At 60.8% G+C, this 25,610-nt stretch carries 12 protein-coding genes and 2 pseudogenes; 9 read left to right on the forward strand and 5 right to left on the reverse strand.

Annotation, left to right across the window (positions count from 1 at the left end):
• Positions 1-3: 3 nt before the first annotated feature.
• The 5 genes and pseudogenes from NVV77_RS16115 to NVV77_RS16135 form a co-directional block, all read right to left on the reverse strand.
• Complete coding sequence (locus NVV77_RS16115) at positions 4-1,002, reverse strand: ABC transporter ATP-binding protein (protein WP_295414990.1); 999 nt, start codon at positions 1,000-1,002, stop codon at positions 4-6.
• A 225-nt stretch (positions 1,003-1,227) separates the two neighbouring features.
• The gene (locus NVV77_RS16120) at positions 1,228-2,058 is read right to left on the reverse strand and encodes a carbohydrate ABC transporter permease (RefSeq protein ID WP_295414991.1); all 831 of its coding nucleotides are present in this window, start codon (positions 2,056-2,058) and stop codon (positions 1,228-1,230) included.
• Positions 2,059-2,068: 10 nt separating this feature from the next.
• Positions 2,069-2,941 carry a carbohydrate ABC transporter permease gene (locus NVV77_RS16125; protein WP_295414992.1) on the reverse strand — a complete coding sequence of 291 codons (873 nt, stop codon included), beginning with the start codon at positions 2,939-2,941 and terminating at the stop codon, positions 2,069-2,071.
• A 196-nt stretch (positions 2,942-3,137) separates the two neighbouring features.
• A pseudogene (locus NVV77_RS16130) lies at positions 3,138-4,447 on the reverse strand (sugar ABC transporter substrate-binding protein).
• A 191-nt stretch (positions 4,448-4,638) separates the two neighbouring features.
• Entirely contained in the window at positions 4,639-5,592 is a 954-nt protein-coding gene (locus tag NVV77_RS16135; protein ID WP_295414993.1) for a sugar-binding transcriptional regulator, read from the reverse strand.
• 262 nt (positions 5,593-5,854) lie between these two features.
• On the opposite strand from NVV77_RS16135, the gene NVV77_RS16140 reads away from it, so the two are divergent.
• The 9 genes and pseudogenes from NVV77_RS16140 (at position 5,855) to NVV77_RS16180 (ending at position 25,568) form a co-directional block, all read left to right on the forward strand.
• Positions 5,855-6,337, forward strand: coding sequence for an NUDIX hydrolase (locus tag NVV77_RS16140; protein ID WP_295414994.1), 483 nt, complete (start codon positions 5,855-5,857; stop codon positions 6,335-6,337).
• A gap of 364 nt (positions 6,338-6,701) precedes the next feature.
• Complete coding sequence (locus NVV77_RS16145; RefSeq protein WP_295414995.1) at positions 6,702-7,064, forward strand: hypothetical protein; 363 nt, start codon at positions 6,702-6,704, stop codon at positions 7,062-7,064.
• Between the two features lie 28 nt (positions 7,065-7,092).
• Entirely contained in the window at positions 7,093-8,496 is a 1,404-nt protein-coding gene (locus tag NVV77_RS16150) for a TolC family protein (protein WP_295414996.1), read from the forward strand.
• A 108-nt stretch (positions 8,497-8,604) separates the two neighbouring features.
• Positions 8,605-10,749 carry a type I secretion system permease/ATPase gene (locus tag NVV77_RS16155; RefSeq protein ID WP_295414997.1) on the forward strand — a complete coding sequence of 715 codons (2,145 nt, stop codon included), beginning with the start codon at positions 8,605-8,607 and terminating at the stop codon, positions 10,747-10,749.
• Positions 10,746-10,991: pseudogene (locus tag NVV77_RS16160) on the forward strand (hypothetical protein); the annotation flags it as partial. The gene NVV77_RS16155 and the pseudogene NVV77_RS16160, both read left to right, overlap by 4 nt.
• Before the next feature lie 574 nt (positions 10,992-11,565).
• Positions 11,566-12,075: an HlyD family efflux transporter periplasmic adaptor subunit gene (locus tag NVV77_RS16165; protein WP_295416166.1), complete on the forward strand. Its 510-nt coding sequence runs from the start codon at positions 11,566-11,568 to the stop codon at positions 12,073-12,075.
• Positions 12,065-12,688, forward strand: coding sequence for a ribbon-helix-helix domain-containing protein (locus tag NVV77_RS16170; RefSeq protein ID WP_295414998.1), 624 nt, complete (start codon positions 12,065-12,067; stop codon positions 12,686-12,688). Before NVV77_RS16165 ends, NVV77_RS16170 begins: the two co-directional genes overlap by 11 nt.
• A gap of 174 nt (positions 12,689-12,862) precedes the next feature.
• On the forward strand, positions 12,863-25,171 hold the full coding sequence (locus NVV77_RS16175; protein WP_295414999.1) for a DUF5801 repeats-in-toxin domain-containing protein: 12,309 nt from the start codon (positions 12,863-12,865) through the stop codon (positions 25,169-25,171).
• Positions 25,125-25,568 carry a type I secretion C-terminal target domain-containing protein gene (locus NVV77_RS16180; RefSeq protein WP_295415000.1) on the forward strand — a complete coding sequence of 148 codons (444 nt, stop codon included), beginning with the start codon at positions 25,125-25,127 and terminating at the stop codon, positions 25,566-25,568. Before NVV77_RS16175 ends, NVV77_RS16180 begins: the two co-directional genes overlap by 47 nt.
• The last annotated feature ends 42 nt before the right edge of the window (positions 25,569-25,610 follow it).

Raw genomic sequence — 25,610 nt, forward strand, 5'->3', positions numbered from 1 at the left:
CTTTCAGATCGCCTTTCCGGCGGCGTCGAACTTATAGATGCGGGTCGCGTCGGGTGTCAGGTAGACAACGTCGCCGTGCTTAAAAGTCTGGTCGCCGTCGGTGCGGATGGTCATGAGGCCGAGGCCGTCGGTCTGAACGTGGAGGAAAGTGTCGGAGCCGAGCTGTTCGGCAACTCCGACGGTGCCTTTCCAGGCGCCTTCGGTGGTCGAGAGCTTGAAGTGCTCGGGACGCACGCCGATGGAATGTGCATTGTGCTTGGCGGCTTCGGGCCCATCGACGAAGTTCATCTTCGGCGAGCCGATAAAGCCGGCGACGAAGCGATTGGCCGGCTTCTTGTAGAGGTCGAGCGGCGAGCCGAACTGTTCGACATTGCCGGCATTGAGCACCACGATGCGGTCGGCCATGGTCATGGCTTCCACCTGGTCGTGCGTGACGTAGATCATCGTGGTCTTGAGCTGCTGGTGCAGTTCGGTGATTTCGAGGCGCATGTTGACGCGCAGCGCCGCGTCGAGGTTGGACAAGGGCTCATCGAAGAGGAAAGCCTTTGGCTCACGCACGATAGCGCGGCCGATGGCGACGCGCTGGCGCTGACCACCGGAGAGCGCGCGCGGGCGACGATCGAGATAGGACGCAAGGTTGAGCGTGCGCGCCGCGTAGTCGACCTTTTGCGCGATCACCTCGGGCGGCAGCTTTGCCATCTTCAGCGGGAAGGCGATGTTGTCCCTGACGCTCATGTGCGGATAGAGCGCGTACGATTGAAAGACCATGGCGAGGCCACGCTTGGCGGGCGCCGCGTCGGTGACGTCCTGGCCGTCGAGTTTGATGATGCCCGACGTGGTGTCTTCGAGACCCGCGATCAGGCGCAACAGCGTGGACTTGCCGCAGCCCGAGGGGCCGACGAAGACGACGAATTCGCCATCCTTGATGTCGAGCGAGATGTCCGGAATGACCTGGACTTCGCCGAAGGACTTGTTGACGTGTTCGAGGGTGATGGAACCCATGTTTTTGGTCCTTACCTGAGCGAAATCAAAAGATGAGAGGCTTGGGTGGCACGCGGCAAGATCGCCGTTTGCTCCCTTTCCCTACGGCGAAGAGGGCGGAGTGCGGGGACCCTCTGACGGAGGTCGGGGAAGGCCCCCTCACCCCAACCGAATTCGCAAATGCAAATTCGGTAAGCTGCGCGCCGACCGCACCCCCAAGGGGAGAGGCGAACAAGCAGGACCCCCTCATTTCACCGCACCAAAGGTCAGGCCGCGGACCAGCTGCTTTTGGCTGAACCAGCCGAGCAGCAGGATGGGGGCAATAGCAAGGAGCGAGGCGGCGGAGAGTTTTGCGAGGAAAAGGCCCTGCGGCGACGAGAAGGATGAGATGAATGCCGTCAGCGTGCCGGCGCGGCCCGAGGTCAGCGTGATCGTCCAGAAAGCTTCGTTCCAGGCGAGGATGACATTGAGCAGCAGGGTCGAGGCGATGCCGGGCACGGCCATGGGCACGAGGACGTGGACGATCTCATTCCAGAGTTCCGCGCCATCCATGCGGGCGGCTTCGAGGATATCGACCGGGATTTCCTTGAAGTAGGTGTAGAGCATCCAGACGATGATCGGCAGGTTGATCAGGGTCATGATCAAGGTCAGGCCATGCACGGTGTCGAGCAGCCTGAGGTCGCGGAAGATCAGGTAGATTGGGATCAGCACGCCGACGGCCGGCATCATCTTGGTGGAGAGCATCCACATCAGGATGTCCTTGGTGCGTTTCGATGGCGCAAAGGCCATGGACCAGGCGGCGGGGATGGCGATGATCAGGCCCAGGAGGGTTGAGCCGACCGAGACCACGATCGAATTCCAGGCGTGCTTGATATAGTCGGAGCGATCCTGAACAGCCTCGAAGTTTTCGAGGGTGAAGTTCTGCGGGAAGAAGGTAGGCGGCGTGGCAATGGCCTCTGCCTCGGTCTTGAAGGCAGTGAGCAGGGTCCAGAGGATCGGCGAGAACAGCAGGAGGGCCACCGCCCAGGCGAGGACGGTGAAGCCGATGCGGGTTTGAACGGAGACGCGGCGGGCCATGGTGTTCTCCTTACGCGTCGAGGTTCTTGCCTACCGCGCGCATCAGGAAGATGGCGACGATATTGGCGATGATGACAGCCACGACGCCACCCGCGGACCCGGCGCCGATGTCGTTGGACAGGATGCCGGTGCGGAAGACGAGGAAGGCGATATTGGTGGAGGCATAGCCAGGGCCGCCGCCGGTGGTGACGCGGATTTCGGCAAAGATGCCAAGGAGGAAGATCGTCTGGATCAGCACGACGATGGTGATCGCGCGCGCCATGTGCGGCAGGATGATGTAGCGGAAGCGGTTGGCGGCATTGGCCCCATCCATTTCGGCGGCCTCGCGCTGTTCTTCCGAGAGCGATTGCAAGGCGGTGAGGAGGATCAGTGTCGCGAACGGCAGCCACTGCCAGGCGACGATGACGATGACCGAAAACAGCGGATACTGGTTGAACCAGTCGACCGGCTGCAGGCCGAAGAATTTCCACAGGTGCCCGAGCATGCCGTAGCCGGGATGCATGAAGCCGTTTTTCCAGATCAGCGCCGCGACGGGCGGCATGACGAAGAAGGGCGAAATGACGAGGATGCGCAATATCCCCTGCCCCCAGATCGGCTGATCGAGCAGGAGTGCGAGGAAAGTGCCGCCTACGATGGTGATGATGAGAACGCCACCCACCAGGATCAGAGTGTTGACGAGAGCCTGAGTGAAACTGGGATCGCCGATGACATAGACGTAATTGGCCCAGCCGGCGAAGCCCGTCATCATCGGATTGATCAGGCTGTAGTTCTGGAACGAGAACCACAGGGTCATGACCAGCGGCACGATCATCCAGATGAAGAGCACGATGACGGCAGGCGCCATCATGGTGCGCGCCAAGGCGCGAGTTTGTTTGGTGGCCATTCTTTGTGACTTCCTCCCGGTGCGACCCAGCTTTTGCCGGTATCGCGGCGTCATCCCCGCGGAGGCGGGAATCCCTTCTTAAGCAGTGCCCGGTCCGGACATTCCCGCTTTCGCGGGAATGACGCGGTGGGTGGAGAGAAAAACGCCCGGCCGATAGAGGGGGTCAATCGGTCGGGCGGCAGTCGTCGGGGGAGGTCTACTTGATGTATCCGGCGCGGGTCATATCGCGCAGGGTTGCGTCCTGGGCCTGGGTCAGGGCGTCGGCAGCCGACATCTGGCCGGCAAGCGCGGCCGAGAAGAGCTGGCCGACATTGGTCGCGATACCGGCGAACTCAGGAATGGCCACGAACTGCACGCCGGTATAGGGCACGGGATCGACCGTCGGGTTGTTCGGATCAGCCGAGTTGATCGACGCCAGGGTCATCGCGGCGAAAGGCGCGGCAGCCTGATAGTCCGGGTTTTCGTAGAGCGAGGTGCGGGTGCCCGGGGGAACGTTGGCCCAGCCTTCCTTTTCGGCAACGAGCGCGAGGTAGTCCTTGCTGGTTGCCCAGTTGATAAACTGTTCGGCCGCCTCGGCATTCTGCGAGGAAGCGGGGATGGCAAGGACCAGGCCCAGAGCCAGTTGCCACGCTTGCCAAGGCCGGTATCGGGCGCCTGGGCAAAACCGACCTTGTCGGCAACGGTGGAGTCGGTGGGATTGGTCACGAAGGATGCGGCGACGGTGGCGTCGATCCACATGCCGCACTTGCCCTGCTGGAACAGGGTCAGGTTTTCATTGAAGCCATTCGAAGATGCACCGGCCGGGCCGGCATCGGCCATGAGCGAGAGATAGGTATCGAGCGTATTCTTCCACTGCTCGCTATCGAACTGCGGCTGCCAGTTTTCATCGAACCATCGGGCGCCGAAGGAGTTGGACATGGCCGTCAGGAAGGCCATGTTTTCGCCCCAGCCGGCCTTGCCGCGCAGGCAGATGCCATTGATGTCATTGGCGCGATCGGTCATGGCGCGGGCGGCTTCGCCGATGAATTCCCAGGTCGGGGCTTCCGGCATGGTGAGGCCGGCCTTTTCCATCAGGTCGGTGCGATACATGATGAAGGAGCTCTCGCCATAGAACGGGGCGGCATAGAGCTTGCCATCGACCGAGAGGCCGCCGCGGATGGCGGGCAGCAGATCGTCGACGTCATATTCGGCATCGGCGCTGAGCGCGTCGAGGGGTTTTAGCCAGTTCTGCTTGGCCCAGATCGGCGCTTCATAAGTGCCGATGGTCATGATGTCGTATTGGCCGCCATTGGTGGCGATGTCGGTGGTGACGTTCTGGCGCAGCGTGTTTTCTTCCAGCACGACCCAGTTTAGTTCGATGCCGGTCTCTTCGGTGAAGGCGCTCGATAGACCCTGCATGCGGATCATGTCGCCATTGTTCACGGTGGCGATGGTCAGCGTCTGCGCCGAAGCCGAGCCGACGAGGGCAAGCGTCATCGCGCCCACGAAAAGGGGTGTCAGTTTCATTGAAGTCCTCCCAAGACGAAGCGAGTTTTTGCTCCTGTCGTGAGCAAATGTTCACTTGCTGAGCAGATATGTCAATAGGGGTGGCGCGCTGGCAATATGCAGCACGTACCTCACATCACAGGAAACCAGGGAAAATCAGGGCCGACAGAGATTAAGCAAAAGACTACTTAGTCGAGCACTTGCTCAAGTCGCTATGCGAGCAGCAGTTCGGCCGTACGCTCGTCGGTAATGACACCATTGACCAGCCGCCGGTTGAGCGCGGCACGAATGGCGGGCGCCTTGTGGCGACCCATGGCGAGGCCGACGACGAGGCTTGATTCGCGCGGCGGAATGGGCGCCGAGGCAACGCGATCGTTGATCAGGCCCTCGATAAGCCGGCCTTCGGCATCAAAGCACCAGCCGCAGATCTCGCCCACCGCACCGGCCTTCTGCAGCATCTTGTGGTCGACTTCGGAGATAAAATTGTCCAGCAGCAGCGGCGCCTTGGGGCCGAGGTCGCCGATGCCGACAAAGGTGGCATTGGCTTCGGCGGCAAGGGCCAGGGTCGCCTTGATCATTGGTTGCCGATGCAGCATTTCGCGCTCGGCCGCCGAGGAGGCGATAACCGGCAGGGGCATGGGAAAGCTGCGGGCTTTTACGGTGTCGGCCACGTTGAAGATGACGTTGTAGAAGGCGGCGGAGCCGTCGGGCGCGATATTGCCGGTGAGCGACACGACCTTGTGCTGCGGGCATTCCATGGGCTGGATCTGCTCGATGGCCGCTTTCAGCGTACGGCCTGTACCGATCGCCATGGTGATCGACTCGGGCCGCATCAGCCAGCGTTCGATTTCGGCGGCACCGGCTTCGGCGACGCCAATGGTGGTGGAGTCGCTCGCCGGGTCCGAGGGCACCACTTCGACGAGATCGAGCGCAAAGCGAGATTTGAGGCGCGCGCCAAAATCCATGCAGCGGCCGATGGGGTGGTCGAGGCGGACCTTTATCAGGCCCTCGCTGACCGAGAGCGAGACGAGGCGCTGCGCCGACTGGCGCGAAATGCCCATCTTGGCGGCGATCTCTTCCTGCGTATTGCCGGCGACATAATAGAGCCAGCCGGCGCGGGCGGCGTCGTCGAGCCGGGTGGCAGTGTTCTCTTGTCGCGCAGCCATTGGTCGTCACCTTATCCGTCGGGCGATTAAGCGCGATTGGCGGCAAAGGGCAAGTGCGCCGGAGTGTGGAAGCGAAATGCCAGAACGACGATCTCGCGGCTTGCAACCTCACAATGGACACGGGCGCATGGCCGCTTGCCGAGGCTCTGCCGCAAGGCGCTGATCATACGTGAATGTTCGAATGAACGCGTGTGCATTGCCTTTCCCTGCAATGCGGCGCACTCTTGTTCGGGCGTTGAGTCGATGCCTTTCGGGAACCTTCATGGCGAATACCGCACCCGCCATTTCCGCTCTTTGCCATCAGGTCGCCGCCCTGCCCTGGCGACGCGAAGCCGATGGCTCGCTTTCGGTATTGCTCATCACCTCGCGCACCAACGGAAAATGGATGCTGCCCAAGGGCTGGCCGATCAAGGGCCTGAGCGAAGCTGAATCGGCACGCCAGGAGGCGCTCGAAGAGGCCGGTGTCGAGGGCGTCGTCGATGCGCAGGCAATCGGCTCGTACCGCTATTCGAAACTTTTCAGCGATGGGACCAGCACGCCTGGCCAGGCCGTGATCTTTCCCCTTGCCGTCACGCGCGAGCGAAAAGGCTGGAAGGAGAAGGGTCAACGCCAGCGCTGCTGGATGTCGCCGCACGAGGCCGCCGAGGCGGCCCATGAGCCTGACCTGGCGCGTTTTCTCGCCAATCTGGCAGCGGGCCGCGTGATCCTGCCGGAAGCTCATCGGGCGCAGGCGATCGCGCTCTAGAGGCGGCGATTCCGATACGCCCGGCGCAGCACCGGGCATAAGATTTCTGTTGATGAGGGGAGCGGCAGAGAAATGCTCGGCGCAAAAACCCACGCAAATACTTCTCATTCCGTGCAAAACCGCGATCGGGCCAGCCCAATGCTATTTCGCCCAAGTATTCGCCCCGGACCGAAAAACCTGCTGCATTTACTGATAGATAGGTAACGCCTGCGGATTTTTTCCGCTCCCCCAAGGGTATTCGCAGTTTCTGCAAGTGTGTCGATTGCGCATCGCGCCTTGGTTAAAAAAGTGGCAACCGGCCGAGAGAACTTGCGCAAGTTCGCCCCCACAAGTAAAAGTTGCTTAGTTTGGGGACAAAACGAACATGACGGTAAAGTCTTTGCTGCGACCCGTGTTGGTTGCTGGCGGTCTTGTTCTGGCGGGGAGCGCCGGAGCCGCGGATTTGAACATTTATCGCAGCGCCAGCTGCGTCAGCTACACGCAGTCGACGCTGCCGTCGCAGCCGCGCGAGGTCATCAAGCAAACGCTCTGGGACAACTTCCAGAATGCCGAGGCTGGCATGAACGATCCGCGCGTGCAGGCATCCGGACGGCAGGCTTTCACCTGGGCCATGGAAACCCGCTGGGCGTGCACTGCGGCAATTGGTTATCTCAACGGCGGCAATATTGATGAGGAGTCGGTCGGCAAGTGCGACTGCTTCCATCAGCGTTTTGTTTCGCTCAAGTAAATCCGCGGCTTGCAGAAAGTAACATTCGATGAAGAATTCTCTGCTTAAGGCGCTGCTACTATCGGGCGTAACTCTCCTGGCGCCGATCAGCGCCAACGCCATGAGCCTCCGCGATGCCGTTCAGGTTGCCCTTGAGAGCAACCCGCAGATCGGTCAGGCCATTCAGAACCATGATGCGACCGGTTTCGAGCTGCGCCAGGCCCAGGGCCTTTATGCGCCGCGGATCGACCTTGAAGCATCCACCGGCATCCAGATGCTGAGTTCGCCATCCCGCCGCGCTGCCGGTCTCGATGACGATGCTCTCTACCCCTCGCAGGTCGGCGTCGTTGCCTCGTTCGACCTTTATGACGGCGGCTTCCGCGATGCCGAACTGCTGCGCCAGTCGGCGCGCGTCGACAGCGCTTCCTATCGCGTTCTTGAGCGCAGCGAATTTGTCGCGCTGCAGATCGTCCGCGTTTACTACCAGATCATCCTGCAGCAGCAGATCGTCGACCTCAGCCGCCAGAACGTGACCTTCCACGAAGGCATCGTCGGCGACGTGGCCTCGGCCATTGAAAGCGGCCAGTTGACGGAGGCGGATCGCTTCCAGTCGATCGAACGTCTCGCGGCTGCACGCGCTCGCCTGACCGAAGCCGGCGTCGAGCTGGCGGCCGCCCAGATCGAATTCAAGTCCTTTGTCGGGCTGATGCCGGGCGCGGTAAACTCGCCTGCCCGCGCCAAGGGCTCCATTCCGAACTCGCTCGAAATCGCGATCGCCAAGGGTATCCTGAACAATCCGCGGACCATGACGGCCGCTGCCGATATCGACGCCGCCTCGGCGCTGGTCGACCAGGCTGAAGCCGGCCTGCGCCCCAAGCTGCTGCTCGAAGGCCGCGCCAGCACCGGCTACGACATTTCCGGTACGGACGAATTCACCAGCGATGCAAGCCTAAAGCTGTCGATGCGCTGGAACATCTATGACGGCGGCATCAAGGCCGCTGCCGTCCAGGAAGAAATTCGCCGCGAAAGCGAAGCCAAGCTCGTCTATGACCAGACGGTCCGCGAAGTCGAGCAGGCGATCCGTGAATCCTGGCTGCGCCTGCAGAGCCAGGGCGAGCTGGCCTCGGTCTATGACCAACAGCTCAATTCCTCGGCCGAACTCGTGACCTCCTATCGCGATCAGTTCAAGATCGGCGAACGCTCGCTGCTCGACGTGCTCGATGCGCAGAATACGCGCGTCAATGTGCAGATCCTGCGCGAAACCGCGCGCTTCAGCGTGATGTTCGCGGAATATCGCGTGCTGGCCGCAAGCGGTAGCCTGCTGGGTTTCCTGGGCGTTCAGGCGCACCAGACCGCAGTGGCCGATTCACGCGCCGCGATCGATGCGAAATCCTGGGAAGATTCGGAGCCGCGCACGCTGTCTCCGTTAACCATTCCGACACTCGGAAACTAAGTTCGGCGCTATGTTTGCGCCTTTTGGACAAGTCCATGCGTTAGTATTGGACTGTCGTGGGCCTGTCCGGAAGTGCACCATGCTTAATATCAGAGCGGCAGGATAGCCATGTCCGCCGTTACCCCTGCCGATATGCCAGGGAATGGGAGCCAGGATCCCGTTCTCGATTGCGTTCGCTTTCTTGCCCGCGCCTGGCGCAAGGCCGACTCGCCATCCACATTGACTGCGGGCCTGCCGCTCAAGGACGGGCTGATGGATGTCAGCCTAATCGAGGCGGCCTTTGCCCGCATTGGTGTGACGGTCCGCCCGGTCAACGAGGCCCTGTCCCGTTTCAAGGACTATGATTTTCCCGCCATCCTGCTGCCGGGTGATCGTCCGCCGCTGGTGATCCTGCGCAAGATCGGCTGGCGCATGTATCGGGTCTATGATCCCCTGGTCGGCGTCGAACAGAATGTCGACGCAAGGACGCTTGGCGCCCGGCGCGTTGCCAGTTTCCTCTGCCCCTTCCCCAATTTCGAGAATGTGCAGGACTATTCCGGCCACCGCTTTGCGCGCAGCGGCCACTGGTTCTGGTCGGTGGTGCGCGGGCACACGCTGAGCATCTGGTACGTTCTGCTGGCCGCAGCCTTCATCAACGTTTTCGCGCTGGCCTTCCCGCTCTTCACGATGAATGTCTATGACCGGGTGTTGCCGAACTCGGCCCAGACCACAATGTGGGTGTTGGCCATCGGTGTGGCGATGGTGTCCATATTCGACCTGCTGCTGAAGCTGGCGCGGGCCGGCGTGATCGAATTTGTCGGGCGCTCCATCGACTTCCGGCTGTCCTCGGCCCTGTTCGATCGGGTGCTCAACACGCCCATGGCGAACCGTCCCGCTTCGACTGGCGCCTTTGTCAGCCGCATCGGACAATATGAAGTGCTGCGCGAGTTCGTCGCTGCCAGCACACTGGTCATGTTCGTCGACGCCCTGTTCCTGGGCATTTTTGCCTATATCATCGCGCTTCTGGTCGGCTGGCTGGTAGTTTTCCCGCTCATTGCCGGGGTCATAGCCCTGGTCATGACGCTGGTCGTTGGCATCCTCTCGGGGCGGGCGGTGAAGTCGGCGCTGGCAGAGTCTTCCGCGCGTAACGCGGTTCTCGTCGAAGCGCTGACCAGCGCCCAGACGGTCAAAGCCTCTCGCGCCGAAGGGCAATTGCTGCGCCGCTGGGAGGCTGCCGTGCTCGCCTCATCGCACACGCAGGATCAGTTGCGCATGCTGCAATCGATCGCCACCAATTCGACCGCGGCGCTGTCCCAGCTCTCGCTGGTCGGCATCATCGTGGGCGGCTCCTATGCCTTCACGACCGGGGAAGTGACGACAGGCGCCATTATCGCCGCCATGATGCTGTCGAACCGGCTGATCGCCCCGATCGGGCTGATTGCAGCAACGCTGCTGCGCGCCCGCACGGCGATGGAGGCTTACCAGACCGTCGACTCCATCATGAAGCTGCCCGACGAGCGGCCGAACCGGCAGAACCAGACCCAGCGCGTCGTGCAGACCGGGCGGATGTCGTTCAACAAGATCCGCTTCGCCTATCCCGGCAGCAAGGTCATGGTGCTCGATGGCGTCTCCTTCGCGGTCAAGCCGGGCGAAAAGGTCGGCATTATCGGCCGGATCGGCTCGGGCAAGACCACGATCGGCCGCCTGATGGTCAATTTCCACCGCGCCAGCGAAGGCGAGGTGTCGATCGATGGCATCGATATCGACCAATACCACCCCGACGATCTGCGCCGCGCCGTGGGCTTCGTGGTCCAGGACCCCGAACTCTTCAACGGCAGCGTGCGCGACAACATCTTGATGAGCGACCCGGGGGCCACCGAGGAACGGCTGCTCACCGCCGCAAGGCGTGCCGGGGTCGAAGATTTCGTCTCCCGTCATCCGCAGGGCTACGACATGCCGGTGGGCGAACGCGGCATGTTGCTCTCGGGCGGGCAACGCCAGGCGATCGCCCTGGCGCGCGCCATGCTCGTCGAGCCAAAAATCCTCTTCCTCGATGAACCATCCAGCTCCATGGACCTCGCCACCGAGCGCCAGCTGATCAAGCACCTCGAGACCAGCATGACGCCCGACCAGACGGTGCTGATCGCCACGCATCGCTATAGCCTCTTGTCGCTCGTGTCGCGCCTGCTCGTCATCGACAACGGCCGGCTGATCGCCGACGGCCCCAAGGACGAGGTTCTCACCCAGCTTCGCAGCCGGGGAGAAGGCGCATGAACTCGCTTGGGCCAGGAAACCAGAAGGCACGGGACTATTATCTGCCGGTTGAAAAGCCGCCGCGCTCCTGGACTTATGTCATCGTCATCGTGGCCGCCACGCTTTCTGCCTTCCTGCTCTGGGCCAATTGGGCGGAAGTCGACCAGATCAGCCGCGCAGAAGGCAAGGTCATTCCCTCGGGCAAGACCCAGATCATCCAAAGCGCCGAGCCGGGTGTCGTCAGCGACATTCTCGTTCGCTCGGGCGAGCAGGTATCGGCCGGACAATTGCTGATCCGGCTGGACGACACCACGACCGCTTCGAGCGCCGGCGAAGTCGAGGCACGGGTGCTGGCGCTGCAGGCGCAGGCGGAACGGCTACGCGTTGAAAGCGAAAGCCTGCCGATCGATCTCTACCGCTGCCCGAACCTTGTGGCCTTGCAGGCGCCCGACGTCTGCGACGCGGAAATTGCCCTTTTGAAGTCGCGCCTCGAAAATCTGACCAGCACCACGGACGTGTTGGCGCAGCGCGTCGAACAGCGCCAGCGCGAGATCAATGAGCTCGCCGCCAACAAGACCCGGCTGCAGAACAGCCTCGACATCACCCAGCAGCGTCTCGACCTGATCGCGCCGATGGCGGAACGGGGGCTCGCAGCGCAGACCGATCTCCTGACGCTGCAAGCGGAAGTTGCCGACATCACCGGCCAGATCGCAGCATCCGAGGAAAGCGCCGGACGCCTGAACGCAGCCCTGCGCGAGGCACAATTGCAGGTGGAGCAGGCCGACCGTCAGTTCCGCCGAGGAGGCCCTGTCCGAGCTGACGCAACGCCGTGCCGAACTGGCCAGCGCCGAACAGCAGCTGCGCGGCGCCACCGATCGGGTGAGCCGCACCGAAATCCGCTCGCCTGTGGATGGCATCGTCAACAGCATCGACGTGACCACGATCGGCGCCGTGGTGCAGGCCGGCGCCAGGCTGCTCGATATCGTGCCCAAATCCGACTTTCTCCTCGTGGAAGCACGGTTGAAGCCAGCCGACGTCGCCTTCGTCATTCCGGGGCAATTGGCGCGCATAAAATTCTCCGCCTATGACTTTTCAATCTATGGCGGCATTGAGGGCGTGGTCGACAATGTCGGCGCCGACAGTATTGTCGACCAGAACACGCGCGAAACCTATTATCTCGTCACCGTGCGCGCCGAAGAGACCGCGCTCGACTACAGGGGTCAGCAACTTCAAATTCTGCCGGGCATGGTGAGCACGGTCGATATTATCACCGGCCGCCACTCGATCCTCCAATACTTGCTGAAGCCAATCAACAAGGTGCAGCAGGAGGCGTTGATTGAACGATAATGTCGACGACCACGATGGAGAACCGGAAGCCACCGCCGAAGGCGCAGCAGATTGGGCGATCCCTGTTTTCCGCACCATCAACACGCCTTCAGGCCGGCATGCGCTGAGGCTGGAAGCCGCGTTCTGGGATGGCCTTGCCCGTCTCGCCCAGCATGAAGGGCGCAAGACCACGGACCTGGTTCGCGATCTGGTCGTTTTGGACCGGGGCATTGGCGCGAACCTGTCGAGCACCATTCGCAGCGCCGTGGTCAAGCGCCTGCTCGACCGCGACGCGGCCCTCGCACCGCTGACCGCGCCCCTGGCGCTCGTCAAGCTGATGCAATTGGCCCCCCTGCCCTCCTTCGCCCTCAACCGGGCGAAAACGCTGGTGCGCGTCAACGAGGAATTTGTGCGCTATCTGCGCAACGCCCTCTCCAAGACCGGACCGGTGGAAAAGGCGCAATTGAAGCTCGATCAGGCAGCTGAAACCCTCTTTGCGGAGATCGCGCCGGGAACGGCGGTCGAATGCGGAATTTCGATCCGGCTCGACAATCACGAGCACCGCACCCAGGCCCGCATCGTCATCCCGCCGACCATTTCCCACCCCATTCTGGTGGGTTTCATCAGCCACTGAAGCTGTTGAGGCCGAACAACATATCCCGGTATGCTGGTGAAGTTAAGGTTAAGTAAATAACTTGTATTCTAGCATATCCGGATATGTATTCGACCATTGATACCAATTGAGGTCAAAAAAGCAAGGCTGTAGTGTCGCCCCAAAATAGCAGCAATTTCGCCGCGAGGGTGTATTATGGTCGAGCGTATCGGGAACGAAGAAGGCATTGATTTTGGCACCCGCGGAGAGGCTGCCGAACCCATTCTGGTAGCCCAGGCGAACACCGGGACAACAGGACAGCCGGCACCCACGACCGCGGAAACCCGCATCGTGGTCGAGCTCGAAGACGACGTCATCCTCCGCCTGCCGTCCACGGCAAGCGTCGACCAGCCCCGCACAAACGGCGCGGACCTCGAATTCGTGCAGGCGGACGGCAGTGTCATCGTCGTCCCCAACGGCGCCATTCAGGGCCTGACCATCTTCATCGGCGCCACCGAAATCCCGCCGCTGACCGTGGCCGCCTTGTTTGAAGCCAACGGCATCGAAGCCGCAGCCGGCCCGGCCGGCGCAGGCGCAGGGGCGCGTGGTTCGGGCGGCAATTTCGAAGTGCCGGTCGGCGGCATCGGCGATGCGTTCGCGCTTGGTGATCTGCTTGATCCGACGGCCCTGGCTTTTGGCGCCAATCCGCTGGAAGAGCTTTATCCCAACAATACCCCGCCGCGCTTTGCGTTCAGCAACTATGCCTTCCGCATTTCCGAAGAAGGCCTGGGCACAGGCCTGAAGGATAGCGGGCCGGCCGGCGGTGCGGACACGACGAACAACACGTTCTATTTCATCGATCTCCAGGTCACCGACGCCCCGGACGGCGACACGCTCACCTTCACGCTCGGCAGCCCTACCGCGGGCCTGACGTCGAATGGTCAGCCCATTGAATGGCAGGGTATCGATACCAACCACCTGATCGGCAAGGTCGGCGGCGCGACTGTTATCGACATCACCATCGGCGGCCAGACCGGCATCCTGATCGTGCAGTTGCTGAACCCCCTTGACCATCCGCTGGACAATGTCGAGGACGTGCTCAATCTCGGCCTGACCGTCACGGCTAATGATGGGCGCGGGGGCACGGCGACAGCCACGATTTCCATCGGCATCGAGGATGATAGCCCGGAAATCGGCAAGCCGGAATCCAAAGGCGTCGACGAAGACGGACTCGATGATGGGGTGGGCGAGACCCCCCGATCCAACGGCGACAATGACGGCAACGCCAAGAGGGTCACGGGTTCCCTCGGAATCAAGTGGGGCGCCGACAACGGTGATCAGGCCGACACGACCAACGAGAATGGAAGCTTTACCCAGGATGGAACCGGACGTTCCGTCTACTTTTCGCAGGCTGATTTCGACGCCTTTGTCGAGACCTACAAGCACCTGACGTCTGGCAACCAGAAGTTGGTCTTTACCTGGAGCGGCAACACCATCACGGCCAGCGTCATGGTCGGCGAAAGCGAGTCGCAGCCGATCTTCCGGATTTCGCTCTCGGACGACGATGTGGGCATTTACGAAGGCCGCTACGAATTTGAGCTTATGGGGCCACTCGACCATAAATCGACCGGCGGCGAGAGCGAAGAAGGGTCCAGCGACGACCTACCGCAGAGCGGCGGCGAAGGCGAGACGGGCCACGAAAACGTTGAAGACGACATCGTCCTGAATTTCCAGTTCACTGCCAAGGATGCGGACGGCGACACCGTCGGCGGCGGCTTCTCGGTGACCGTCGATGACGACATGCCCGTCCTGATCGACCGCGAGCGCGACAACGAGCGCATTGTCGATGAAGACGACATCCGGACCGAGCTTTCGCGGGGAACCAGCCCCAATGATGGCGCTGAAGAGGATGGCTCCTATACCGGCGACCCGGCGAGCAACAAGCCTGGGCCCGCCTTCATCTTCGGCAAGCTCGAGGGCCTGGTGGATTTCGGTGCCGATGGCCCTGGCGGTTATGCTATCCACGATGGTGCCCGTGCAGCCTTTGCCGCCTATGGACTGAAATCGCACGGCGACGCCCTGTCCTATTCAGTGACGCCCGGCTCAACCTGGACAATTTTCACGGCCACTGCCGGCCAGGACAACCGCATTGTCTTCGAATTCCGCGTGAACGTGACGACGGGCGACTATGAGTTCCGCCTCTACGACCAGCTCGACCACGGCCTTCCGGAGGGCGGCTTCGATCCGAACTTCGACCTGCAGACTGGAGCTGCATCCGCGCTGGACTTTGGCGCGATCGTTCGCGCCTATGACGGTGACGGTGACTATGTCGATCTCGTTGACCAACTCCTGATCAAGGTTCGCGACGACGTTCCGGAACTCGCCAAGCATGGCCTCGCCTTCGGCGTCGTCGAAGAAGAACAGCTTGAGGGTGGCAATGAAGACACCGGCACCCTGTTCGACCTCGACCTGGACTACGATTCCGTTTTCCTCGGTCAGAACTACAACGTCATCAGCACAGTCGCGTCCGACAATGACGGAATGTCACTCAAGAACCTGATCGTTGGCGGCGCAGACAGTGACGGCAAGTTCTTGGCTCGTCCGAGCGTGGAAGGTACCGCTGTTCGCGATGCCGATGGCAGTATCGTCAAATCGGATGAAGTCGAAGTTGTTATTTCGAGCGTCACCAAGAACACCGACGCAGGTGGCGCATTTACGTTGCTGACGGCGACCGCCGACGGTAGGCCCGTCTTCACGCTCAAGGTCTATGAGAATGGCGACTGGCGCTTCCAGCTTCTGGATCAGCTCGACCACAAGGCCGATAACAAAGAAGACATTCTGGCGCTCGATCTTGCCGCGTTCCTGAAATACACCGATTTCGACGGCGACAGTGTCGCTCTTGCTGGCGACAGCTTCCTTATCACCGTCATCGACGACACACCCGAGGCTTCGCTGAAGCCCACAAATGCGAAGCTAATCCTTGATGAAACCAAGGCCGGTTCGCCTCAGGACACCTCGGGTGACAGCAATGCCGACGACGAGAAGGATATCCAGAACCCCTTCCCCAGCTACGGCAATCTGATCGCCTATACTGCGGGCGGCTCGGGCACGCTCTTTACCGCAGCCCCCAGCGTTGGCGCCGATCAGAGCGGCAGCACGGCTTATTCGCTGTCAATCAAGGGCAATAATGCATCCGGCGTCCGCGATTCCGCAACGGACAACGACATCCTCCTGTTCAAGGAAGGCAACGACATTGTCGGCCGCGTGGGCGGTTCGAGTGGAGATGTTGCCTTTGTCATCCGCGCCGATGCCACCACCGGCGAAGTGACGGTCTACCAGTTCCGCGCGGTGGAGCACGACAATAATGGCGGGACCCAGGCGCACCATGACGAATCCACTTCGCCCGAATATCTGGACGCGAAGAAGATCTATCTGACCCAGACCGTCACAGACGAAGACGGCGACGAAGACACGGCCTCGATTGATATCGGCAAGGTCATCGGCTTTGAAGACGACGGTCCGAAGATTGTCAGCCTCTCGCTCACCGGACGTAGCGTCAGCCATGACGAGACACCGGGGGTCAACAGCGAGGACTCCGACGATATCCATGGGGCCCTTGCCATCTTTGATTCCGTTCTCAACAAGGGCGTGGATCTCGACGTCACTCAAAGTGGTGCCATTGGCTTTGCCAAGGAAACCAACTTGATTTCGTCTACCGTCAATTTTGGCGCGGACGGCAAGGCCACGTCGAATGACACCGTCTTCTCGCTCGTGCTCACCGGCGGAGACGGCCAGGATTCCGGCCTCAGCACGTCCGAAGGTGCCGCCATCCTCCTCTATCTTCAGGGTGGCATCATCGTCGGCCGCATCGGCGGCGCGGATGGTGTAGCGGCCTTCGCCATCGCCATTGATGGCAGCAACGGCGACATTTCGCTGGTCCAGTATCTGTCGATTACGCATCCGACCGGCGGCGACAGCCACGACGAGTCCACTGGCCTCAATCTGGCCGGCACCAATGCTATCGAAGTGCGCCTGACCGTTAAGGACGGCGACGGCGATACCGACAGCACGACGGTAGACATCTCGGAGACGATCCGCTTCCAGGACGATGGCCCGTGTATTGAGGTCGAGCGCGCCAAGGACGGCTGGGGCCATGCGGAGCTCAAGCCAGTCCTTCTCGATGAGACGACCCCGAACGGCATTCCAGACGATAACACGGGTAATTCCGACTGGTCGCTGACCACCAGTCCAGCTCTGGCAGTTGCGATCGGTGAGGCTTCTACTGCCGTCTCCGGCAAGGGTTCGGTCGCCGGGCTTTTCGATATTGATGCAGACGGCGGCGCCGACGGCATCGACAGCGTCGAAAAGGCGTTCAGCTTCGATTTGCGGGATGCCGATGGCAAGATCGTCAAGACGAGTGACCAGGGTGTAGAGACAACGCTGAGGGTTACCGACGTTGAAGGTATCGCTGCTCTTGGCGGCCTAAATGATGCCCAGCGCACGATCTACCTCTACCGCATTGATGAAAACACCATTATTGGCAAAATCCGCGGCGCGAGCGCTACCGGTGACGAATACATCGCCCTCAAGATCGAACTGACCGGTACGGCGGAAAATCCGCAGTTCACCGTTACTCAGTATCTGCCGATCGCCCATCCCGACGGCACTTCGCACGATGAAGGCAGGTCGCTCTATTTCAAGGATGACAAAGCAAGCCTGTCGATCAAGCTGACCGCTACGGTTATCGACAAGGACGGCGATACCGACGAATCCTCGGCATCCGTCAAGATCATTGACGACTGCGACTCGATCATCACGATCGAAGACGATGGTCCGAAGATTATTGGCGTAACCTTCGCCTCGCTCGGACAAGAACTGATCCAGAATGGTGGTTTCGAAGACGGCCATGGTCTGCCTAACGGCACCTGGAACCTTTTCAACGCCATCACTGGCTGGACCAAGGGCACAGCGGTGCCATTCGAAGTTCAGACGGGGGGCGCAGGCGGTGTGCCGTCGACTGACGGCGCCGTGGTCGAGCTGGATGGCGACACGGAACTAAACGGGCCGGCCAATGGCGTCATGCCGACGGCCGGCACCAATGCCAGTATCAAGCAGGAGGTCATCGGAACGGAAGCGGGCCAGTGGTACCAGCTAACCTTTGACTACGCGCCGCGCGGCGCGGTCGATACGGCCAGCCTCGAGGTCTATTTCGGTGGCGAAAAAGTCTTCCCGCCGGTCGGCCAGAGCTATGCAGCCAACCAGTGGACGAAGATTACGCTTACGGTGCAGGCGCCGCACAACAATGCCGTTCTTGAATTCCGGGGCACGGGGACCCCGGACGAATACGGCGCCTTGATCGACAATGTCAGCGTGAAGGCCAAAAGCTTTGGCCTCGACGACGAGAGCCAGGACAATGGCATTGTGGGCGGGCCTGGCGACGATCCGTCCGGCAACGTTCTCGCGGGCAAGATCAATTTCGACGCCGGCACCGACCACCTGAGGGCTATCGTCTTTGACGACGACATCAAGGTCAAAGCCATCTGGGTCGACGACAACACAGGCGTTGGACACAGCGTCAAGGTGGACGTGGACTGGATTCAGGATGGTCAGGGCGGCAGGCTTGTCGGCACGATGACGCGTGGCGGACATACCCGTGACGTGTTCGAACTGTCAGTCAATGCCGACGGCACCTTTACCCTGACCATGAAGGCACCGCTGGACCACCCAGCCACAAATGACGGCAACAAGCACAACGGCACCGAGACCGAGTGGGAAGACAATCTGCCGCTCTCGTTCGACTACAAGATCATCGACAATGACGGCGACACGGCCAACGGCACGCTAGAGGTTAGTGTCGATGACGACACGCCGGACTTTGTCGGTGGCATCCAGGATGCGGCGGTCCAGAATCTTGGACAGGCAGTAACGCGTGCTCTCAACGTCGAATTCGGCGCCGACGGCCAGTATGCCGAGAAGGGCCTCGTGATCTCCGACCATGACGACCTGCCCGGCGTTACCGAAAAGCTCACCAATGATGGGCGCACGCTGACGGGCTATGTGGGGACCACCAAGGTCTACGAGCTCAAGCTGAATGACGACGGAACTTATAGCTTCACCCAGCATGCCAATATTCCGGGTGAAGGCTCCGCGCTGGCTCACGTCAGCTTCGATGCCGACTTCAATGCTGTCGCTTATAAGGACTATGGCGATTTCATTGTCAGGGGTCTCGGCGGGAACAATATTAACGGCTCTAACGACGATGCCGGCGGTATCGGTGTAGGCAATGGCAGCGGCATGACCGATGGCGAATCACTGGAGATTGTCTTCGATTCGGAGATGACCTCAGTGACCTTGGGCATCAACCACTCCGGCGGCTACCACGACGAAGAGATGGAGATCGACTGGGTTGCTTACGATCAGAGCGGCAATGTGGTCGCATCGGGAAGCACATCTGACTTTGACAAAGATACGTTCCGTACGATCAATCCGGGAGTGGGCTTCCACAAACTGGTACTCACGGCGGACGACGACTCCGACTATTCGCCGCATCCAAGCCTGCGAATTTCTAGCCTGAGCGGCGAAAAGGCCGGTACCAGCAATGTGGGTAGCCTTGAGTTCACCGTCACCGCAAAGGACGGCGATAAGGACGCTCAATCGGACAGCTTCACCGTCACGCTAAAGACCAACAGTGCACCGTCGGTCACGGTGACCACCGGGGAACTGCTGAACGCGAACGACAAGGTGCTGGAAGAGGCCCTGGCCACGGGCACCCATCCGAACGAAACCGCCAAAACCGCGACCGGAACGATCAACGTTGCGGATGCCGATGGCCTCGCAGACATCGTCAGCGTCACCATCGACGGCGGAGGCACGGGCATCGTGACGCTGCCGCTTGCCAACCTTGTCAACGCGACCATTCAGGGGGACCATGGCACGCTGAAGATCACCGGCGTCACCAATGGCGTCATCAGCTACCTCTACACCCTGACGTCGGCCACACCCGACTATCCGAATGCCGAGGAAACTGACATTTTCTCGATCACGGTCACCGACGGGGAGGCATCCGCCAACGCCAGCATCACCATCGAGATTGTCGATGATAATCCGAAAGCGACGGCCGACACGAACGCGGTGAGCGAGGATGCTGCGAGCGTTTCGGGCAATGTGCTGACCAATGACGATGCCGGAGCCGATGGCGGCGAGATGGTGACGACCACCGGCACCTTCAACGGCAACTATGGTATCCTGGTCCTCGGGCCCGACGGCCAGTACACCTATACGCTCAAGACCGACGCGGCGACCCAGGCCGTGATCCAAGCGCTGACTCCCAACGGTAAGCTCTCCGATACCTTCCACTACACCATGAGGGACGGGGACGACGGCGTCGCAACCACCACGCTCACGATCGAGATCGAAGGCGCCGACGATGGCGTGACGCTGAGCGGGCTTGATGCCCAGGGCGGGGAACTCACGGTCTATGAGAACGACCTACCGCTTGGCAGCGATGTGGCTCCCAAAGATGCTCTGACCGTTAACGGCAGCTTCACCGTCAACGCACCTGATGGCCTGGCCGGCCTCACTATCGGCACTCACGTTTTTGTCGTGGGTGGGGTCTATACGGGCGGCTCCTTCCAGACCGCGCTGGGCAATACGTTTACGGTCACAGGATACAACGCCTCGACCGGTGTCGTGAGCTATAGCTACACGCTTAACGATCGCGAACAGCATGCCAATGGACAGGGCGAGAACCTGCTCGAGGAAACCTTCGCGGTAGACGCCGTAGACAGGAATGGCTCGCCGGCCAGCGGCGTCATCAACGTCAATATTGTTGATGATGTTCCCCAGGCCAACTCGGACACCGCGATCAGCGTGCTCGAGACCGGCCCGGAGACAAGCGGCGTCAATCTGCTCGCCAACGACGTCAAGGGCGCGGACGGTGCTACGGTGACAAGCGTCACCATCGATGGCAACATCTATGCCGTTACGTCGGGCAGTCCGACCACGGTCACGGTTGCAGGCGTCGGCACGTTCAAGTTCCATACCAACGGTGATTGGTCGCTTGCCCCCGTGGTCAATAATGCGACGACCAACGATCTGTCGGGGACCTTTACCTACGAGATCACCGATACGGATGGCGACAAGTCGACGGCGACCCAGAACTATGCGGTCCTGAATGCCAATAGCCTTCCGACCGCGGGAACGAACACAGCCGTCGTCGATGACGATGGCCTCAATGGCGGCAACCCCAGCGGCACGGACGATATTGCCGTGACGGGCGCGACGGAGACGGTTGCCACCGGCACGCTTGAGCACGACTTCAACGCTGATGGCCCGGCCAGCAGCGATCCGATCAGCTTCGCCTCGATGCACAATCAGGGTGGCATGGTTGGTACGGAAGCGGTCACCTTTACCTGGGATAGCGGCACCAACACGCTGACGGCGTCTTCGACCGCTCGCGGTCCGATTTTCACGGTCCAGGTGGATGGCGGTGCCGACGACGGAACCGGCGACTATACCGTAACCCTACACAAGCCCGTGCTGCATGAACTGGGCGACGATGAAAACAACGCCATCGTTGATCTGACCTACACGGTCGCGGATAGCAATGGCGATGTCGACGACACCGGGACCCTGCAGATCACCTTCAACGACGACACCCCGATTGCCTCGTCGCAATCAGTGACGATTGCCGAGGGTACGAACAGCAAGTCAAATGTCGTGTTGGTGCTTGATCGCTCCGGCAGCATGGATGAGGACGGCTCGCCAGCAGCCGGCGAACAGCAGCGTATCGACCTGATGAAGACTGCCATCTCGAACCTGTTCGCGAGTGGCAATGTCAACGCTGTGTTTATTGTGTCCTTCGCCAGCTCGGCTACCCACCATGCTGGCCCGGTTGGCGGCTGGTATACCAACCTGGCTTCCGCCATGCAGGCAGTCAACGATATCGAGCCCGACGGTAACACGAACTATGACGCAGCGCTCTCGTCGGTGATGACCAACTACACCACCCCACCGGCCGGTGGCGGAAAGACCGTCGTCATGTTCATGTCCGATGGCGAGCCTTCCAGCGGCAACAGCATTGGGACTGACGACGAAGGCGACTGGATCGAATTCCTGGAAGACAAAGGAATTGCCGGCTCCTATGCCTTCGGGTTCGGCGGCCTCGACAACAGCGATGTCGGCTATCTCGAGCCTATCGCCTGGAAGCCGGGCGAAACGACCTCGCTCTACAATGCTGCCGACACCAGCCCAGCTCCGAACGATCTCGACGATGCGGCTGACGACACAGGTGTGGTGGTGATCAGCGATGTTACCACGCTCGGCACCTACCTGCAGGGCACTGTGGCCTCCTCGGCGCAGGGCAATATCCTGGACAGCGGCACCCCCGACTCCTTCGGCGCCGACGGCGGTCGAATCCTGTCGATCACCATCAATGGCGTGACCTATACCTGGGATGGCGTTGGTGCCATCGAGGTTTCCGGCCCGGGCGACGACCTGACCGGTTCGGCCCTGACCAACATCCCTACGTCCAGTGGCGGCAAGTTCTCGATCAATTTTGTAACCGGGGATTGGGACTACACCGCGCCGAATTCGATCTCGGCCAATATCACGGACCAGTTCTCGTACGTGCTGCGGGACAATGACGGCGATACCACCGCCGCCGCCAATGTGTCGGTGACGGTTCAGAACATCAACCAGGCGCCCGCAGGCACCAATTCCACAATCGTTCTCAACGAAGACTCGAGCTATGCGCTCAAGGTTGCCGATTTCGGCTTCTCGGACAGTGATGGCGATACCTTCAAGGCCGTGACTATCGTGTCTCTGCCGTCTGCCGGAAGCCTGAAGCTGAATGGCGTGCCCCTGTCGGCAGGTGCCGTCGTCCAAGTCACTGATATCACGAACAACCTGCTAGTATTCACGCCGGCAACCAATGCCAACGGCGCGAACTATGCGAACTTCACCTTTAAGGTGCAGGACAATGGCGGTACTTCGCCCGGCGTCGACACCGACCAAACCGCCAACACGCTGACCTTCAACGTGTCTGCGGTCAATGACGCGCCGGTCAACAGCCTGCCGACGTCGTTCACAGTGGAAGAGGACACGGCGACCAAGCTGACCGGCATTTCGGTCTCCGACGTCGATTCAGGCGGCAGCGACATAACCGTTACGCTCGGCATCCCCGCCGGCAGCGGTGCGCTTACTGCCAGCGGTGCTGGTGGTGTCTCTGTTAGCGGCTCGGGGACGGCTACCCTGACGCTGACCGGCACGACGGCTGAGATCAACGCTTTCATCGTGAACGCGAGCCGGGGTATAACCTTCACCCCGGTCAGCAATTCTACCGCCAGCGTCACCCTGACGGTGACCACCCGGGACAACGGCAATTCGGGCACCGATCCGGGCCAGACCGGCACGAGTAGCTACGAACAGGACGTCGATACAGTCACCATCAACATCACGCCAGTGAACGATGCGCCGGAAACCACTAACGTCACGGCATCCGGCAACGAAGACGCCACCTCCATTGCTGTCACACTCTCCGGCAGCGATGATGGCGCGGTGAACAGCTACAAGATCATCAACCTGCCTTCCAATGGCACGCTATACTCCGATGCCGGCCTGAACAGTCAGGTCTTTTCTGGCAACACGGTTTCGGGACCGACACTCTACTTCCGCCCCAACAGCAACTACAACGGCCCAGCGAGCTTCCAGTACGCCGCCATCGACAATAGCGGCGTGCAGGATGGATCTCCGGCAACGGCGACCATTAACGTGTCCGCGGTCAATGACGCGCCGGTCAACAGCCTGCCGACGTCGTTCACAGTGGTAGAGGACACGGCGACCAAGCTGACCGGCATTTCGGTCTCCGACGTCGACTCAGGCGGCAGCGACATAACCGTTACGCTCGGCATCCCCGCCGGCAGCGGTTTGCTTACTGCCAGCGGTGCTGGTGGTGTCTCTGTTGGCGGCTCGGGGACGGCTACCCTGACGCTGACCGGCACGACGGCTGAGATCAACGCTTTCATCGTGAACGCAAGCCGGGGTGTAACCTTCACCCCGGTCAGCAATTCTACCGCCAGCGTCACCCTGACGGTGACCACCCGGGACAACGGCAATTCGGGCACCGATCCGGGCCAGACCGGCACGAGTAGCTACGAACAGGACGTCGATACGGTCACCATCAACATCACGCCAGCGAACGATGCGCCGGCCATTACTTCGAATGGTGGTGGCAATTCCGCATCTATCAGCGTCGCCGAAAACACCCTGGCGGTAACCACGGTTACCTCCACCGATCCGGACGCGGGTGATGCCAAGATTTACTCGATTGTGGGTGGCATCGACGCAAGCAAGTTTACGATCAACGCGACGTCTGGTGTCCTGACCTTCAAGTCAGCGCCAAACTTCGAGGCTCCGGCCGACGCCGGCGGCAACAATATCTACAACGTCATCGTACAGGTTTCCGACGGCTCGCTGATAGACACCCAGTCGCTTGCCGTCACGGTGACCAATGCCAACGAGACCCTGGTCGCCAGCACCAATCGCATCGTGACCAATGCGGGATCCACGACTATCGCCATCCCCGAATGGGCACTGCTGGCCAATGACAGTGGCGATGGCACGCTCGACGTCACCAGTGTTGGCAATGGTAGCGGCGTTACCGTCGGCCTCAGCGCGGGTAGCGTCAGCGTCACGGACACCAACGCCGTCGGCAACAATACCTTCGCCTATACGATGCAAAGTAGTTCGGGTGGCTCGTCCAGCGCCACGGTAAGCGTGGTCCAGGACGGCACAGGCAGCATTGATGGCGATGCCAGCGACGACATCATCATCGCCAGGGCCGCCTCGGTGACTGCTCAATCGACGACGATTGCGTTTGCTGAAACCTACGACGTTGGTGACAAGATCTCGATCACCGTGAACGGCAAAACCTATACCCATACCGTCGTAACGGGAGGAACGGGTCGCGAAGCTATCTATGACGCGCTCAAGGCCGTGAGCGTTGGCGGTGTAAGGTTGGATGCCAGCCTGACCGCGCAGGGCGTGAGCTGGGCGAACCACCTGGACGGCGGTAGCGTTACCTTGACGGGCACCCCGGGCGTCTCTTTCGAGATTGAGACGGCGATCCAGAATGCCCCCGCTGCCCCCTGGGTCTATAAGATCGATTTTGATGACTCAGTCTACAATTTCTGGAGCACGTCAGACAATATTTCGATCAAGATCGGAAGCGACACCTATGTGAGTTACAACAACAGTTATCGTGGCTTCGACCTGACTGCAAAGGCGTTTGAAGGCTTCCTTCCGTTCTCACCGTCGTACAATGCCGACACGAATACACTTACACTTACATCGAACTCCCCCTGTCAATTTCTGCCACCTCAACTGCCACAGAGGATTCAGACTGGGATAGTGATGTCGCCAACGGAACCGTTACGAGCACTGGGGGGCCACCACTCACGCTGCGCCCGGCGTTACGACGGTGGCAGCCATCACGGACGGTTTTACGCTTCGGGGCCTTGGCGGTGACGACGTGCTGATCGGCAGCGGCGCCAGAGACATTCTGACCGGCGGCGATGGCGATGACATCCTGTTCGGCGGGCTCGGCAATGACAACCTGACAGGCAATGCAGGAGCGGACACTTTCCGTTTCGCCGAGACCGGCAGCCTAAACAGCGACACGATCACCGACTTTGTGGTCGGAGAAGACGTTATTGATCTCAGCGATCTGCTGAATGGGAGCAATATCAACGAGAACAATGTTGACAACTTCGTCCGTGTTCAGGACGTCGACAACAATGGCGTTCTTCAAGTCAAGGCAAACGGGGATTGGGTGGATGTTGCAACCCTTACCGGACATGGCACACCTGGCACCGTTATCGATATCAAGATCGACAACGAAGAGCACCGGATCCAGATCATCTAACCATCATGCAAATGCAGAAAGGCGGCCCCCGGGCCGCCTTTT

Origin of the sequence: Devosia sp. (genome assembly GCF_024707125.1) — a bacterium.
Classification (GTDB): Bacteria; Pseudomonadota; Alphaproteobacteria; order Rhizobiales; family Devosiaceae; genus Devosia.

Bases quoted from the DNA above. Each gene is read 5' to 3' on its own strand.
- NVV77_RS16115 (WP_295414990.1), bottom strand. From the start codon at position 1,002: ATGGGTTCCATCACCCTCGAACACGTCAACAAGTCCTTCGGCGAAGTC.
- NVV77_RS16120 (WP_295414991.1), bottom strand. From the start codon at position 2,058: ATGGCCCGCCGCGTCTCCGTTCAAACCCGCATCGGCTTCACCGTCCTC.
- NVV77_RS16125 (WP_295414992.1), bottom strand. From the start codon at position 2,941: ATGGCCACCAAACAAACTCGCGCCTTGGCGCGCACCATGATGGCGCCT.
- NVV77_RS16135 (WP_295414993.1), bottom strand. From the start codon at position 5,592: ATGGCTGCGCGACAAGAGAACACTGCCACCCGGCTCGACGACGCCGCC.
- NVV77_RS16140 (WP_295414994.1), top strand. From the start codon at position 5,855: ATGGCGAATACCGCACCCGCCATTTCCGCTCTTTGCCATCAGGTCGCC.
- NVV77_RS16145 (WP_295414995.1), top strand. From the start codon at position 6,702: ATGACGGTAAAGTCTTTGCTGCGACCCGTGTTGGTTGCTGGCGGTCTT.
- NVV77_RS16150 (WP_295414996.1), top strand. From the start codon at position 7,093: ATGAAGAATTCTCTGCTTAAGGCGCTGCTACTATCGGGCGTAACTCTC.
- NVV77_RS16155 (WP_295414997.1), top strand. From the start codon at position 8,605: ATGTCCGCCGTTACCCCTGCCGATATGCCAGGGAATGGGAGCCAGGAT.
- NVV77_RS16175 (WP_295414999.1), top strand. From the start codon at position 12,863: ATGGTCGAGCGTATCGGGAACGAAGAAGGCATTGATTTTGGCACCCGC.